The following is a 15,677-nucleotide window of genomic DNA, read 5'->3' as shown; positions in this document are numbered from 1 at the left end:
TGTCAATTAGGTAATTGTTTAAATGTGAAAATTATCTAATTGTCTAATTTTCTCATTGGCACATTCATATTTATATGTTGAGATATTTGTCTAAATAATCTGAGCGTTCTTTTAAGCTGTTGATGTAAGCATCTTCCTGGTGTTCAGAAATAATTTCGTAATTATATCGTCTGAAAGTCTGGATGATTTCATTCAATGGGCCAGTTCCAATTTTTACTGTAATCTGAACATTTTCAAGATCAGCTTCAGAAATAAAACAGCCAAGGACTTTGCCATTGTTGCTTTCAACAATTTGAGCAATTTGTCCCATCGAATAATCCAAAAGCCCTTTTTGGACAATTATAATCCCTCCTTGTTCTTTTAAAAAAGGAGTTTCTTGAAAGAATTTCATGATGTCTTCCATTTCATAATAGCCAATATAACTGTTGTTTTCGTCTAATACAGGAACCGTATTGGTGTGATTTTTAGCAAAAACTTCAAGAACGTCAAGCCAAATCATTGATTTTCGGGCAAAAAAACGTTCTAATGTGTATTTGTAGTCAATTGCTTTTTTATCAGTATCAAAAGTTTCTATGTCATCGGCTGCAATACTGCCAATGAAAATCCCATCTTCTAAAATTGGGAAATGAGAAAAATTTACATCGATAAAAAAATCCTGAATCGAGGCTATCGTTTCCTGACTATCAATCGCTCTGAAATCATTGGTGATATAGTTTGTAATTTCTGTCATAAATCAATTGAAGATATTTCCTTTGCAAAATAATCAAAAAATACCAAAAACTACGACGTTTTACTTTGTATTTTTGTCTTTACAAATATAGTGTTACTAGAATTAATTATCTATTTATATGACAAAGTTAAGTGTTAATATCAATAAAATTGCAACTTTAAGAAATGCACGCGGTGGGAATGTTCCTGATTTATTAAAAGTAGCTGTCGATATTCAGAAGTTTGGAGCTCAAGGAATTACAATTCATCCGCGCCCAGACGAGCGCCATATACGTTATCAGGATGCACGTGATTTAAAAGCAATTGTTACGACAGAATATAATATTGAAGGGAATCCGCAACATAATTTTATTGATTTGGTTTTAGAATGCAAGCCTGATCAAGTGACGCTGGTTCCTGATGCAATTGGAGCAATTACATCTTCTGCGGGTTGGAATACCATCAAAAATCAAGAATATTTAACTGAAGTTATTCAGGAATTTCAAAGAAACGGAATTAGAACGTCAATTTTTGTTGATCCTGTTTTGGAAATTATTGAAGGAGCAAAAAAAACGGGAACTGATAGAATTGAATTATATACAGAAGCTTTTGCGCATCAATACGAATTAGGAAATAAAAACGGAATTGAGCCTTACACAAAAGCGGCAGTATTGGCAAACGAATTAGGTTTAGGAATCAATGCCGGACATGATTTGAGTTTAGATAACATTAAATTCTTCAAAGAGAATATTCCGGGCTTATTAGAGGTTTCTATTGGGCATGCTTTGATCTCGGAAGCGCTTTATCTTGGCTTGGATAATACTGTAAATATGTATTTGAATAAATTGAAATAAATCTTCAAAGTAAAAATAAAAATATGCTTTATTCAAAAATAGAAGGCGAAGGAAAGCCGTTTATCATCATGCACGGTTTTCTGGGAATGTCTGATAATTGGAAAACACTTGCCGGACAATATGTAGAAGCCGGTTTTCAGGTTCATATTTTAGATTTAAGAAACCACGGGCGCAGTTTTCATTCAGATGAATGGAGTTATGAAGCGATGGTTCAAGACGTGTTTGAATATTGTCAAGCGAATAATTTGGCAAAAATTGATATGCTTGGACATTCAATGGGAGGAAAAGTGGCTATGCTTTTTGCAACTACTCATCCTGAAATTGTCGATAAATTGATCGTGGCAGATATTGGTCCGAGATTTTATAAACAACATCATCAAGATATTTTGGCAGGATTAAATGCAGTTGATTTTTCAATAAAACCAAGCAGAGCTGATGTAGAAACAATAGTTGCACAATATGTTCCTGATTTTGGGACGCGCCAATTTTTGCTTAAAAATTTATATTGGAAAGAACCAGGACAATTGGCTTTTAGATTTAATCTAGAAGTTTTTAATAATAATCTGGATGCTATCGGGAAACCTTTAGCTGAAGGTTTAGTTTTTGATAAGCCAACATTGTTTATAAGAGGAGGAGATTCGGGTTATATTCAGGATGAGGATATTGATGCAATAAAAGAGCATTTTCCAAATTTAAAACTGGAAACAATTCCAAATGCAGGACATTGGCTCCATGCCGAAAATCCGAAAATGTTTTTTGAGTTGACAGCAGGGTTTTTGAAAGAGTAGTTTTCTTTTGATAAAAATTTTATTACTTTTAAATAAATTTTAAATCTGAAAAACTATGAAATTATTACTTAGACTTCTTGTTACTGCAGCTTTGGTTTTATTATTATCTAATCTTTTAACGGGGGTCCATGTGGCTAGTTTCGGTATAGCTGTACTTGTTGCGGTAGTTTTAGGATTGCTGAACATCTTTATAAAACCAATTTTAGTAGTCTTGACTTTGCCAGTGACTCTTGTTACTCTTGGGTTGTTTTTATTGGTCATAAATGCAGTAATCATTTTATTGTGTACTAAAATTGTTGGTGGTTTCGCAGTCGATTCGTTCTGGACGGCATTAATTTTTAGTGTTATTTTGTCTGTTCTGCAATCGATCACTTATAAAATACTCGGAGACGATAAATAAAACAAATTGAGCAGATTAAAACTGCTTCAAATACAATAGATTAAAAACTTGGTTGGGTTGCAAAAATTTTATAATTTTGCAACCCAATTTTATTACGTAAATTAAAGAAGAAGATGGATATTAAAAGAGTAGCAATAGACGCTGTAAACGAGACGATTGTTATGAACGTTGTTCATATGGATTATAAAGGTCAAGTAGCAAAAAGAATTAACGAAAAAATGCCTTTAGCGCAAGTTAAAGGATTTAGAAAAGGGGCTGTGCCTAAAGATCTTGTTGAAAAGCAATACGGAAAAGCAATTAAACAAGAAGAGATTAAAAAAGTAGTTGATTTGGCTTTAGAGCGTTATATTCAATCTGAAAGATTAAATCTTTTAGGAACTCCTCTTGCTAAAGTAAACGAAAACTTTAACTGGGATGCAGAAGAATTAACTTTCGAATATGAAATTGGTTTAGTGCCAAATTTCGAAATTGATCTTGAAGCTAAGAATAATATCGTAAAATATATCGTTACTGCTGACGACAAATTAATTGACGGACAAGTAGAGCGTATCCAAAAACAATTCGGAAAAGCAATTCCTCAAGAAGTATCTGATGCAAAATCAGACTTGACTGGAACTTTCTCAAGCGAAGCAAACGGAATCAATAATACAACTACAATTGCTGTAGATGCATTCAGCAAAAAAGCTCAAAAACAATTCACAGGCAAAAAAGTTGGAGATGTTGTTACAGTAAGCACAAAAGGTTTATTTGATGACGATCACCAATTAATGGATTACTTAAAAGTTGGTCACGAAGGTGTTCACGGTTTAGATGTAGAAGTAAACTTCACTATCAGCGCCATCAATGGTTCTGAGCCAGCTGAATTAAACCAAGAATTGTTTGATAAACTTTTTGGTGAAGGAAAAGTTGCTTCTTTAGAAGATTTAAAAGCTAAAATTAAAGAAGATGCTGAATCTCAATTCGCACAGCAAGCAGATCAAAAACTATTGTTAGATGTTCAGGATTTCTTGATCGAAAACACTAAATTCGATTTGCCAGCTGAGTTCTTGAAAAAATGGTTGCAAACTGTTGGAGAGAAAAAATTAACTGCTGAAGAAGCTGAAGTTGAATATGCTAGATCTGAAAAAGGTTTGCGTTTCCAATTAATCGAAGGAAAAGCTTTAGCACAAAGCAATATCCAAATTACATTTGAAGATTTGAAAGAGTTTACATCAAACGCAATCAGACAGCAAATGGCTCAATTTGGTCAAACAAACCCAACTGACGAAGAAGTTCAAGGAATCGTGGCTAGAGTTTTATCTAACCAAGACGAAGTGAAAAGACTTTCTGAGCAGGTTGTAGCTGCTAAAATGTTAGATATCTTCAAAGAAAAAGCAAACCCAACAACAAAAGAGGTTACTTACGAAGAATTTATCGCTGCGTCTTACGGAGAATAAATTTAAGTCTGAAAGTCAAAAGTTGTAAAGCCGAAAATTAAGAAGTTTGCTTTTTAAAAATTAAGGTTTTATTACAGAAACTGAAAGATAAAAATAATTATATTTGAACGTCAATGGAATTTTTTATTCTGTTGACGTTCTTTTTTTGTTTCAAGTTTCAGGTTTCAGGTTCTCTGCAGTTAACTTGAAACTTCAAAGCCTGAAACAAAAGAAGCGTTTTCAGACAAATTGGCATCTCTTGTAAAAAGGTATGAACTTTGTTTAATTCGTTTGAGTCACTTGTTGACTTTAGACTTTTCAACTTTAAACTAAAAATATGAACTACGGTAAAGAATTCAAAAAATTTGCTACAAAGCACCAAGGGGTAAACGCAATGTATTACGATAAAATCGTTGCAGCGATGAATCCAACGAATATGACTCCATACATTATCGAAGAGCGCCAATTGAACGTTTCTCAATTAGATGTTTTTTCTAGATTAATGATGGACAGAATTATCTTTTTAGGAACTGGTATCGACGATCAAATCGCGAATATCGTTCAAGCACAATTATTATTCTTAGAAAGTGCTGATGCGTCAAAAGACATTCAAATTTACTTAAACTCTCCAGGAGGAAGTGTTTATGCAGGTTTAGGAATTTATGATACGATGCAGTACATCAAACCAGATGTTGCTACAATTTGTACAGGAATGGCAGCTTCTATGGGAGCGGTTTTATTATGTGCAGGGGCAGAAGGAAAACGTTCTGCTTTGCCACATTCAAGAGTAATGATTCACCAGCCATCTGGAGGAGCGCAAGGTGTTGCTACAGATATGGAAATCAATTTACGTGAAATGTTGAAATTAAAAGATGAATTATACAACATCATTTCACACCATTCTGGACAAACTTTTGACAAAGTGCACAAAGACAGTGAGCGTGATTACTGGATGAAAGCAGACGAAGCAAAAGAATATGGAATGATCGACGAAGTATTAAGAAGAGGCTAAAAAAGTTTCAGGTTTGCGGTTTCAAGTTGCACAGTTAACTTGAAACCTGAAACAAAATAAAACTTGAAACAAAAAAATAAAGGCTTAAGCTGCAAAGAATTAAGTTTTTAAGTTTTAATTAAAATAAAAAGCTTAGAAACTTAGTATCTTTGCAGCTTAGTAACTTAAATAAAGAATGGCAAAAGTAGTTTTAGAATGTTCGTTTTGTGGAAGAAAAAAGCCAGAAACTAATTTATTAATTGCCGGGATTAATGCACATATCTGTGATAAGTGTATTGAACAGGCGCACGGAATCGTATTAGAAGAGTTAAAATCCAGCGGAAACGCTAAACTGGTTGGGGACTTAATTTTAAAGAAACCAAAAGAAATCAGAGCTTTCTTGGATCAATATGTTATTGGTCAGGATCAGACTAAAAAAGTAATGTCGGTTGCGGTTTACAATCACTACAAACGTTTAATGCAACAGCAATTAGACGACGAAGTTGAGATTGAAAAAAGTAACATTATAATGGTAGGACAAACCGGAACAGGAAAAACATTGGTTGCAAAAACAATTGCAAAAATGTTAGACGTTCCTTTAGCAATTGTTGATGCAACGGTATTGACAGAAGCCGGTTATGTTGGAGAAGATGTTGAAAGTATTTTAACGCGTCTTTTGCAAGCCGCAGATTATGATGTAACCAAAGCAGAAAGAGGAATCGTATTTATTGATGAAATTGATAAAATTGCTCGCAAAAGCGACAATCCGTCTATTACTCGCGACGTTTCTGGAGAAGGTGTTCAACAAGCGTTGCTTAAATTATTAGAAGGAACGATTGTAAATGTACCGCCAAAAGGAGGACGTAAACATCCAGACCAGAAATTTGTTGAAGTGAATACTCAAAATATCTTGTTTATTGCAGGTGGAGCTTTTGATGGAGTAGAACGTATTATTTCAAAACGTTTGAATCGTCAGGCAGTGGGTTATTCGACTTCTAAAAATGTTGATAATATTGACAAAGACAATTTACTTCAATATATTATCCCAAAAGATATTAAAGATTTTGGATTGATTCCGGAGATAATTGGTCGTTTGCCGGTATTGACGCACATGGATCCTTTAGATAGAGAAACATTGCGTGCAATTTTGACACAGCCTAAAAATGCTTTGGTAAAACAATATCAAAAATTATTTTTAATGGATGATGTTGAGTTTAATATCACAGATGAAGCTTTAGATTTTATTGTCGATAAAGCACTAGAATACAAACTAGGAGCTCGTGGATTACGCTCACTTTGTGAAGCAATCTTGACAGATGCAATGTACGAACTGCCAAGTTCAGATGATACGACTTTGACAATCGATAAAGATTATGCAGAACATACGTTGAGTAAAAACTTATTGAAGCGAATGGAAATTGCTTCTTAAATCTTAAAAGATATTTTTTCCAGAACCTGTTCATTTATTTGAACAGGTTTTTTTTATACTTTTTCAATTAGATTTCCGTTTCAGATTTTATGTAAATTGCAGATATGAAAAATATGATTTTTGTAATTGTTTTGGTTTTAATTTTATCTTGTAATCAAAAAGATAAAAAGGAAATAGTAGTTTCTAAAAATGAAAACAAAACCGAAATAACAAGAGAAGCGAAGCCTCGAACTGAAATTAATTACAGCAATTATTACAAAGACGCCGAACAATACTGCAAAGCAAACAATCTCAACCAAGATAATTTTATTCTAATCGATTTAGGCGTTCATTCTGGTTATAAAAGATTTTTTGTTTACGATTTTAAAAAGAAAGAAGTTTCTAAGTCGTATTTAGTAAGTCACGGCTGTGGCGATAATCAATGGGGGAGGACTTCTTCAAAAGCAAAGCCGCAGATAAGCAACGAATTTGATTCGCATTGTTCTTCGATTGGCAAATATGTTGTTTTAGATCGTGGCGTGAGTCAATGGGGAATTAAAGTTAATTATGTTTTACAAGGAAAAGAGAAAACCAATTCAAATGCTCAAAGTCGAGCCATCGTTTTACATTCCTGGGACGCAGTTTCTGAAAATGAAGTTTATCCTGAAGGAACGCCTGAAGGTTGGGGTTGTCCTGCCGTTTCAAACGAAAGCATGAAAGAAATTGACGAGCTTTTAAAAACAAATAAAAAAGTTTTGATGTGGATTATAAAATCCTAACTTTTGATGTTTTGAAAACAAAAACTTCTCATTTAGCCCTGATCGAAACGGCATCCTTTTGCTCTGGTGTTCAGAGCAAAAGATATAGTGTAGAGCAGGACTAAAGGTGCTTTTGAAAATGAATCGATCTGCTCCTGAAAATTACTGAACCCTAAATTTCTCTCGATATTCAATAGGTTTCATACCGACCATTTTAAAAAAAACTTTTCGAAAAGCTTTTGGGTCGTTGTAACCAGTTTTTTCGATAATTTCTGAAATTGAAAGCTGTGTTTGCTCCAAATATTTTTTTGAGCTTTCAACTCTTATATTTTGAAGATATTCAATGGGCGGAATTCCCGTTACTTGCTTGAATCGGCGTGTCATGTTTCGTGCACTTGTTGGAATATCTTTTGTGATTTCTTCCAATTTTTCAATTGTATGGTACTGGTTTTCAATTTTTTGCTGTAACTGCGCTACCAAAGCGTCATTGTGCAAATGATTCGGTCTGAATGTACTAAAATAACTTTGCTTGTATCGATTCAAATCGATCGAAAAGATTTTGGCAATTTGAACTGCAATTTCGTTGCCACAATATTTTTGGACTAAAAGTATAAGTAAATGAAACGAAGAAGTCGAACCGCCGCTTGTATACAAACTTCCATCGGCAGTCAAAGTTTCTTCGGGTTTTAATTTTACTAGCGGAAAAGCTTTTGTAAAAGCACTGCAAGCATCGACATGAGTAGTAGCCAATTTTTCGTTTAATAATCCTGAAGCAGCGAACAAAAAAGCGCCAGTACAAAAACTAGCCAACTCAGCTCCAGCTTGATGTTGCTTTTTCAACCACGGAATAAAATTTCGGTTTTTTGCAATCATACCGCTCATATCATCAGTAGTGAAAGCGGGTATCAGAATAAGCTCCAAATTGATGTTTGACGTCTCAATGGCATGAACATCATATCCAAATAATTTTTCCTGCGTAATTTGTTCTGCCGACTGAAATAGCATAATGTCAAAAGGTTTTTCAGCATCTTTGCTTAGTTTATTGGCAGTTTCAAAAACTTCTAAAATCGCAGCGATACTCAATAATTTATAGTCGTGCGGTACTATCAAACCTGTTTTCTTGCTCATGACTTTTTATTTTTTGGAAGATTGTAATTCTTACAAAAGTACACAAATTGTCTTAAATGACCCTAAAGTTGACTTTTTATGTAACTTTAAGTTAATCCTAAAATTTTAAATTTGTTTTTATTAATTTGTAATTTTATAAAGATGAAAACAAAGATATTCTTAAATCTTGCGGTAAAAGATTTAAATCAAGCGGTGTCGTTTTTTAATGCACTAGGTTTTTCGACGAACCAAAAATTTACAAACGACAAGGGAGCTTGTATCGTAATTAGTGAAGATATTAATGTGATGATTTTGGTTGAGGCGTTTTATCAAACTTTTACCAAGAAGCAAATTTGTGACTCTAAGACAACAAGTGAGGTTTTAATTTCCCTTTCTATGGAATCGCGTCAGAAAGTAGATGAAATAATTGAGAAAGCAGTTAAAGCTGGTGGAATTGATTATATGGAAGCAAAGGATTATGGATGGATGTATCAAAGAAATTTTTTGGATTTAGATGGGCATCACTGGGAAGTTTTCTATATGGACGAAAGTCAGATTCCAAATAGTTAATTATGATTTTGGTAGAAGTTAAATAACTTTAAAAAACATACAGAAAGTATAAAAAAAAATAAATTCAGAAATAATGATTACAATAAAAAATACAGTAAACGCACCGATTGCAAAAGTTTGGGAATATTGGAACACGCCAGAGCATATTACAAAATGGAGTTTTGCTTCGCCAGACTGGCACACGCCATATGCAGAAGCGGATTTGAGAGAAGGCGGAAAATTCAAATCGACTATGGCTGCTAAAGATGGCAGTATGAGTTTTGATTTTGGAGGCGAATTTACTTTAGTAAAACCTGAAGAAGCGCTTTCATATGTTTTGGGTGACGGCAGAAAAGTTGAAATTACTTATACTGAAACAGCAGATGGAGTAGAAATCGTTGAGCGTTTTGATCCTGAAACAGTAAATCCTGAAGAAATGCAACGCGCAGGTTGGCAGGCGATTTTGGATAATTTTAAAAACTACGTAGAGAATAATTAGAGTTATTTAGGCTCACAGGCGTAGACTTTCAAAGATCGTAATGCAGATTAAACTCAAATTGACTTACATAACTAATGGTTTAAAATAAATTGTTTAACACAAAAAATCTAAAAAAATGACAAAACAAATATGGTTGAATCTTCCTGTAAAGAATGTAGCAAAAGCGAAAGATTTTTTTTGGAAAATAGGTTTTTCGTTTAATGAACAGCACGATACGCCAAGTTCAACTTGTATGGTGGTTGGTGAAGGACATTTTGTAGTGATGCTTTTTGAGGAAATGCTTTTTTCTAGTTTTTCTCAAAATGGGCTTACAGATACAAAACTAAGTTCTGAAGTTTTGATTTCTATTGATGCCGAAAGTAGAGAAGAAGTTGACGAGTTGGCTAAAAAAGTGACAGAAGCTGGAGGAACTGTTTTTGCGCCACCAGCAGAAAGCCAAGGCTGGATGTACGGCTGTGGATTTGCAGATTTAGATGGCCATAGATGGAATGTTTTGTATGTGGATTTTAGTAAATTATCGTAATTATGGAAACATTAGAATTTAAGAGTAGAATTAAAGCTCCCGCGGCGAAAGTTTGGGAGATTTTATGGAATGATGCTACTTATAGGGAATGGACCGGCGCTTTTTGCGAAGGTTCATATGCAATAAGTGACTGGAATGAAGGTGATAAAATTCATTTTATGTCGCCAAATGGCGAAGGAATGAACAGTCTTATTGAGAAAAAAGTTCCCAATGAATATATGGCGTTCAAGCATATAGGCGAGATTAAAGATTTTAAAGAACTGCCACTAGATGAAGAAACAAAAAAGTGGAGTGGAGCAATGGAAACGTATCGTTTAACATCAGAAGATGGATTTACAGATTTGACAGCCAATGTAGATGTTGTTGAAAAGTATATTGATTATTTTAAAGAAGCTTTCCCTAAAGGCTTGGAAAAAGTAAAAGAGTTATCTGAGAAGTAGAAATAGAGTATAGAAGAAAGAGAAGAGATTTGATCTTCTGCTTCAAAAAATTAGCAATTTATGATTAACAATTAAAAACTAAAAAAAAATGGCAACAGTAAACCCTTATTTATTATTTAACGGAAATTGCGAGCAAGCATTCCTATTTTATAAATCCGTTTTTGGAGGAGAATTTCCTTATATCGGAAAATTTAAAGACATGCCGAAAGAAGAAGGCTGTGATGAAGTTTCTGAAGCAGATGCCGAAAGAATCATGCACGTTTCATTACCAATTGGCGAGACAATTTTAATGGGAAGCGACAGCTCGACAAGATTTGGAGATCTTCCTTTTGGAGAGAATTTTTCAATTTCGATTAATACTGAAAGTGCAGCAGAAGCAGACCGAATTTTCAACGGACTTTCAGCCGGAGGAAAAGTTGAAATGCCGATGAACAAAACTTTCTGGGGCGCTTATTTCGGAATGTTCAAAGATAAATTCGGAATCAACTGGATGGTAAATTTTGACGAAAATCCAGCTGGGAAATAATAATTAAAGTTATGTTATTCTAAAAGCGGAACATAATTGTTAAATTACTTTGAAAAGCGCATGTATATGCGCTTTTTGTTTGCAAAAAAAACAATGATTATTCTTTTTTATCACCAATAGATTGCCGATTTTTGTCGCTTCAAAATCAATAAAGAAAAAATGGCAATAGAGGATAAAGAAATTATTTTATTAAAAGTTTCAGGACATGATAAAATAGGGGTTACAGCGGGTCTAACAGCTGTATTGGCGGCTTATGATGCTAATATTTTAGATATCGGTCAAGCTGATATTCACGATACACTTTCTTTAGGAATTTTGTTCGAAATTGCTGCAGGTTCTTCTTCTGCGCCGGTTTTGAAAGACTTGTTGTTTAAAGCTTACGAACTCGAAATTAAAGTGAAATTTATTCCAATTTCTATCGACGATTACGAAACTTGGGTAAAATCACAATCAAAACAACGCTATATTATCAATATTTTAGGCGAAAAACTAGCGGCTTCCCAATTGGCGGCGGTGACTAAAATTATGTCAGATCAAAACCTGAATATTGATTCTATTATACGATTAACAGGCCGAACTTCTATTGTCGAAAAAGAGCAATATCCACGTTCTTGTATTCAGTTATCTGTAACGGGTGAAATTGTAAACAAAATTGTCATGACGGCAAGTTTCATGGAAATTTCAAGAACGTTGAATGTTGATATTTCATTTCAAGAAGATAATATTTATAGAAGAAATCGTCGTTTAGTATGTTTCGATATGGATTCAACTTTAATTCAAACTGAAGTTATCGACGAATTGGCAGAATTAAATGGAGTAGGCGATCAAGTAAGAGCAATTACAGAATCGGCTATGAATGGCGAAATTGATTTCAACGAAAGCTTCAAAAAACGTATGGCTTTGCTTGAAGGTTTGAGCGAAGAGGTTTTGCACAATGTAGCAATCAATTTGCCAATCACACAAGGTGCGCACCGCTTGATGAAAGCGTTGAAATACTACGGTTATAAAACCGCAATTCTTTCTGGAGGATTTACTTATTTTGGAGAATATCTGCAAAAAGAATTGGGAATTGATTACGTTCACGCCAATCAATTGGAGATAAAAGACGGTAAATTGACAGGAAAATATATCGGCGATATTGTTGACGGACAAAAGAAAGCGGAACATTTAAAAGCAATCGCCGAAAAAGAAGGAATCCACATCAATCAAACAATCGCCGTTGGCGACGGAGCAAACGATTTGCCAATGCTAAACTTAGCTGGTCTAGGAATCGCTTTCCACGCCAAACCAAAAGTAAAAGAAAGCGCTTCAACTTCAATTTCTAGTTTGGGTCTTGACGGTGTTTTGTATCTTTTAGGATATCACGATCGATATATTGATATGATGTAAACATTCATGTTTACAGCATTTTTGTCATTTCGATCCCGATGCTTCGGGAAAGAAATCTTCGTAAGCAGCTCGACAATCAAAATAAAATTACAACCTTAGTTTTTCAATAAAGACTAAGGTTTTTTTATGGGCATGCCCCGCCAGAAAAAGGCGGGTCGGGCTATCCGTTTCAATCTTTTGTGTCTCGTTAAAGAAACGAGACACAAAAGGATTTCCACTTCTATCCCTCATGCGGGTTTAGTGGAATTAACGTTTTTACTTTCTAGTCTCTAATTCCTTTTTAATCTCTTTCAAATTATTCAGATTCAGGAAAAGAATCGGCAATAGCGCAATAGGGACAACACTCATAGCACTAAATCCTTTATTGTAAATAATGAATATGTTAAGTGCAAACAGTATACATAATGCAATAGCAAAAATAGTATTAACTGTTTTTAGCGTTTTCTGATTTTTGATGAGTTCTTCCGTACTCATTTCGTTGAATTTCGTGTTTTTCATTTTCTATAAATAAAAGTTGTTTTTAACACATTTCTTTCAATTGTTCCAAATAATCCCTCTGATTCGAAAGTCTCGGAATTTTATGTTGTCCGCCAAGTTTATCTCTTTCCTTCAACCAATCATAAAATAAGTTTTCGCGCGCAACATTAATCACCAAAGGATTTAAAGTCATATTGTTGTAGCGTTTCGCTTCGTAGTCTGAATTTAAAGTTTGTAGAGTTTCGTCGAGAACTTTTTGAAAAAGACCAACATCGGCTGGATTTTTCTTGAATTCAATCATCCATTCGTGGGCGCCTTTTTCTTTGTCATGCATAAAAATAGGAGCAACCGTATAATCGATAACTTCGGTTTGAGTAACTTGGCATGCTTTTGCGATAGCTTGGTCCGTATTTTCGACCATTAATTCTTCGCCAAAAACATTAATATGATGTTTGGTTCTTCCCGTAACTCTAATTCGATACGGATTCAATGATGTAAAACGAACGGTATCGCCAATCAAATAACGCCACAAACCAGAATTTGTCGTAATAACAATCGCATAGTTTTTATTCAATTCAACATCGGCTAGACGAACCACTTTTTGATTTGGAGCTCCAAAAGTATCCATCGGAATAAATTCATAGAAAATTCCGTAATCCAACATCAGCAATAAATCACTCGAATAATTCAAATCCTGAATAGCAAAAAAGCCTTCAGATGCATTGTAAATTTCGTAATATTTAAAATCAGAACTTGGCAGGATTTTTTTGTATTGGTCTTTATAAGGAGAAAAACTCACGCCTCCGTGAAAGTAAACTTCAAGATTTGGCCAAAGCTCCAGCAAGTTTTGGTTTCCTGTATTTTCTAAAACCTTATTCATTAAAACCAGCATCCAGGAAGGTACTCCGGCAAAACTGGTTACATTTTCGTTTTTAGTTTCATTGATAATCGCCGCAATTTTGCTTTCCCATTCGCTCATCAATGAAGTTTTGCTGCTTGGCGTACTGCTGAATTCAGCCCAAATAGGCATATTTTCAATTAAAATTGCCGATAAATCACCAAAAAAAGTATTGTTGTTTTCGTAAATCTGAGAGCTTCCACCCAAGCGAAGACTTTTTCCTAAAAACAATTCAGAATCTTCATTGTTATTTAAATAAAGGCAAAGCAAATCTTTGCTTCCTTTATAATGACAATCTTCAAGTGCTTCATTGCTTACGGGAATAAATTTGCTTTTGGCATTTGTAGTACCACTCGATTTGGCAAACCATTTAATTGAAGTTTCCCAAAAAACGCCTTGCTCACCTTGACGCGTGCGTTCAATCAACGGTTGCAATTCTTCGTAAGTTGAAATCGGGACTCTTTCTGCAAAAGTTTTATATGAACTTATCGAGGCAAAATCATATTTTTTCCCCACAACAGTATTTTCTGAAGCCGTCAATAAATTATGCAACAGTTCTTCCTGAACTTCATTCGGATATTTGAGAAAAAGCTCAATTTGGTGTATCCTTTGTTTGAGGACCCAAGATGCGAAAGAATTGATGATAGATACAGGCATGAGTGAATTTTAGATTTTAGATTGCTGATTTTAGATTTTAGATTTGACGCTCTACGCAAAATCAAGAAATTTAAAATTTGAATATCAATAGACAAATACTAACTTTGTCATATTATCAAAAATAGTATTTTTTTGTAAAAAAAACCATTCTATTTCGAGTAAAGATTCTAATTAAATTGAATTAGAAATTAAATTCGGAACTCAAAAGGAATAAATCTAAAATCTAAAATCAGCAATCTAAAATACAATGACTTACCAAGGCGTACTTACAAAAATGCAGACTGAAATGGGAAATCCAATTCAATATTATTTGGTTTTCGAAGATAGTTTCTTAAGTATGAATCAGTTATTGAACAAGGATATTGAGATAAATTTTGCAGGTTTTCAATGCTTAAATTGTGGCAAAAAGAAAAAAATTTACAGACAAGGTTTTTGTTACGATTGTTTTTACTCAAGCGCCGCGGTTGGCGATTGGATTATGCGTCCAGAATTGAGTACGGCTCATTTAGGAATCGCAGATCGTGATTTAGAATTCGAATCAAAAGCGCAGTTGCAACCTCATATCGTATATTTAGCCTTTTCAACAGAGGTAAAAGTAGGTGTAACGAGAAAATCTCAAGTTCCAACAAGATGGATTGATCAAGGTGCAACTCAGGCAATTGCAATTGTTGAGGTTCCAAATCGATACTTGGCTGGAATTACCGAGGTTGCTCTGAAAGACCATTATACAGATAAAACTAATTGGAGAAAAATGCTTCAATGTACCTCTGAATCATGCGATTTAATTCTTGAAAAATCCAAAGTAGAAAGCTTGATTCCTGCAGAAGTAAGGGATTATTTTTATACTGAAAAGAATGATGTTTATGAATTAAATTACCCAGTTTTGAGTTATCCTGCAAAAATCAATAGTTTGAATTTAGATAAAACACCTTCGTTTCAAGGAAAACTAGTTGGAATCAAAGGGCAATATTTATTATTTGAAAACGGAACGGTTTTTAATATTCGTGGTTCAGAAGGGTATGTCGTTACCATAAATGTCTAGTCAACTTAGTCATTCGTCTATTTATTTTTACTACCTGTCTATTAAATATAAAAAAGCGCCAAAATCATTTGTATTTTCGGCGCTTTTTAAAATTATGATGTGAATTATGTTAAATCAGTTTACAATTATGTAACGCTTACTTATTCAAAGATTTTAATTTTAAGAAAAATTTAACTTATATTTGGCCAGTTCGTACCACTGACTTACAAAATAAGGCAAGAAGTTTTTTTTAATTCTAAAAACAAAAA

Annotated in this window: 18 protein-coding genes; 14 read left to right on the top strand and 4 right to left on the bottom strand. The window is 34.0% G+C overall.

What is annotated here, in order from left to right; translation table 11 throughout:
- Positions 1-70: 70 nt before the first annotated feature.
- A complete protein-coding gene (locus tag H600_RS0121240; RefSeq protein WP_026730675.1) occupies positions 71-730 on the bottom strand; it encodes a CBS domain-containing protein in 660 nt (219 codons plus the stop codon).
- A gap of 118 nt (positions 731-848) precedes the next feature.
- Here H600_RS0121240 and H600_RS0121235 point away from each other — a divergent pair, with 118 nt between their 5' ends.
- The 7 genes from H600_RS0121235 (at position 849) to H600_RS0121205 (ending at position 7,343) form a co-directional block, all read left to right on the top strand.
- Positions 849-1,562 carry a pyridoxine 5'-phosphate synthase gene (locus H600_RS0121235; protein WP_026730674.1) on the top strand — a complete coding sequence of 238 codons (714 nt, stop codon included), beginning with the start codon at positions 849-851 and terminating at the stop codon, positions 1,560-1,562.
- Between the two features lie 23 nt (positions 1,563-1,585).
- Positions 1,586-2,350 carry an alpha/beta fold hydrolase gene (locus tag H600_RS0121230; RefSeq protein ID WP_026730673.1) on the top strand — a complete coding sequence of 255 codons (765 nt, stop codon included), beginning with the start codon at positions 1,586-1,588 and terminating at the stop codon, positions 2,348-2,350.
- A 55-nt stretch (positions 2,351-2,405) separates the two neighbouring features.
- Positions 2,406-2,750 (top strand): phage holin family protein, encoded by a 345-nt coding sequence (locus tag H600_RS22795; protein ID WP_084157413.1) that lies wholly within the window; start codon positions 2,406-2,408, stop codon positions 2,748-2,750.
- 113 nt (positions 2,751-2,863) lie between these two features.
- Positions 2,864-4,186, top strand: a complete 1,323-nt coding sequence (locus tag H600_RS0121220) for a trigger factor (RefSeq protein WP_026730672.1) — start codon at positions 2,864-2,866, stop codon at positions 4,184-4,186.
- Positions 4,187-4,502: 316 nt separating this feature from the next.
- On the top strand, positions 4,503-5,177 hold the full coding sequence (gene clpP / locus H600_RS0121215) for an ATP-dependent Clp endopeptidase proteolytic subunit ClpP (RefSeq protein WP_026730671.1): 675 nt from the start codon (positions 4,503-4,505) through the stop codon (positions 5,175-5,177).
- Between the two features lie 175 nt (positions 5,178-5,352).
- Positions 5,353-6,585 carry an ATP-dependent Clp protease ATP-binding subunit ClpX gene (clpX, locus tag H600_RS0121210; protein ID WP_026730670.1) on the top strand — a complete coding sequence of 411 codons (1,233 nt, stop codon included), beginning with the start codon at positions 5,353-5,355 and terminating at the stop codon, positions 6,583-6,585.
- A gap of 104 nt (positions 6,586-6,689) precedes the next feature.
- A complete protein-coding gene (locus tag H600_RS0121205) occupies positions 6,690-7,343 on the top strand; it encodes a murein L,D-transpeptidase catalytic domain-containing protein (protein ID WP_026730669.1) in 654 nt (217 codons plus the stop codon).
- A gap of 141 nt (positions 7,344-7,484) precedes the next feature.
- Here the strand turns inward: H600_RS0121205 and H600_RS0121200 are convergent, their stop codons facing one another.
- Entirely contained in the window at positions 7,485-8,450 is a 966-nt protein-coding gene (locus H600_RS0121200) for a GlxA family transcriptional regulator (RefSeq protein WP_026730668.1), read from the bottom strand.
- Positions 8,451-8,591: 141 nt separating this feature from the next.
- On the opposite strand from H600_RS0121200, the gene H600_RS0121195 reads away from it, so the two are divergent.
- The 6 genes from H600_RS0121195 to serB all read left to right on the top strand — a co-directional run bounded on the left by H600_RS0121195 (position 8,592) and on the right by serB (position 12,355).
- Positions 8,592-8,999 carry a VOC family protein gene (locus H600_RS0121195; protein ID WP_026730667.1) on the top strand — a complete coding sequence of 136 codons (408 nt, stop codon included), beginning with the start codon at positions 8,592-8,594 and terminating at the stop codon, positions 8,997-8,999.
- Positions 9,000-9,072: 73 nt separating this feature from the next.
- The gene (locus H600_RS0121190; RefSeq protein ID WP_026730666.1) at positions 9,073-9,477 is read left to right on the top strand and encodes an SRPBCC family protein; all 405 of its coding nucleotides are present in this window, start codon (positions 9,073-9,075) and stop codon (positions 9,475-9,477) included.
- A gap of 115 nt (positions 9,478-9,592) precedes the next feature.
- Positions 9,593-10,000: a VOC family protein gene (locus H600_RS0121185; protein ID WP_026730665.1), complete on the top strand. Its 408-nt coding sequence runs from the start codon at positions 9,593-9,595 to the stop codon at positions 9,998-10,000.
- A 2-nt stretch (positions 10,001-10,002) separates the two neighbouring features.
- Positions 10,003-10,440, top strand: coding sequence for an SRPBCC domain-containing protein (locus H600_RS0121180; RefSeq protein WP_026730664.1), 438 nt, complete (start codon positions 10,003-10,005; stop codon positions 10,438-10,440).
- 88 nt (positions 10,441-10,528) lie between these two features.
- Positions 10,529-10,966, top strand: coding sequence for a VOC family protein (locus H600_RS0121175; RefSeq protein ID WP_026730663.1), 438 nt, complete (start codon positions 10,529-10,531; stop codon positions 10,964-10,966).
- 159 nt (positions 10,967-11,125) lie between these two features.
- Positions 11,126-12,355 carry a phosphoserine phosphatase SerB gene (serB, locus tag H600_RS0121170; protein WP_026730662.1) on the top strand — a complete coding sequence of 410 codons (1,230 nt, stop codon included), beginning with the start codon at positions 11,126-11,128 and terminating at the stop codon, positions 12,353-12,355.
- A 255-nt stretch (positions 12,356-12,610) separates the two neighbouring features.
- Here the strand turns inward: serB and H600_RS0121165 are convergent, their stop codons facing one another.
- Entirely contained in the window at positions 12,611-12,853 is a 243-nt protein-coding gene (locus H600_RS0121165; RefSeq protein ID WP_026730661.1) for a hypothetical protein, read from the bottom strand.
- A gap of 22 nt (positions 12,854-12,875) precedes the next feature.
- The gene (locus H600_RS0121160) at positions 12,876-14,387 is read right to left on the bottom strand and encodes a GH3 auxin-responsive promoter family protein (protein ID WP_026730660.1); all 1,512 of its coding nucleotides are present in this window, start codon (positions 14,385-14,387) and stop codon (positions 12,876-12,878) included.
- Between the two features lie 247 nt (positions 14,388-14,634).
- On the opposite strand from H600_RS0121160, the gene H600_RS0121155 reads away from it, so the two are divergent.
- Positions 14,635-15,429 carry a DUF2797 domain-containing protein gene (locus tag H600_RS0121155; protein WP_026730659.1) on the top strand — a complete coding sequence of 265 codons (795 nt, stop codon included), beginning with the start codon at positions 14,635-14,637 and terminating at the stop codon, positions 15,427-15,429.
- The last annotated feature ends 248 nt before the right edge of the window (positions 15,430-15,677 follow it).

The sequence above is a fragment of the Flavobacterium denitrificans DSM 15936 genome, from assembly GCF_000425445.1.
In the GTDB taxonomy this organism is placed as follows: domain Bacteria; phylum Bacteroidota; class Bacteroidia; order Flavobacteriales; family Flavobacteriaceae; genus Flavobacterium; species Flavobacterium denitrificans.
The sequence above is the reverse complement of the archived record's forward strand: the minus strand, read 5'-3'. Positions and strand labels throughout refer to the sequence as shown.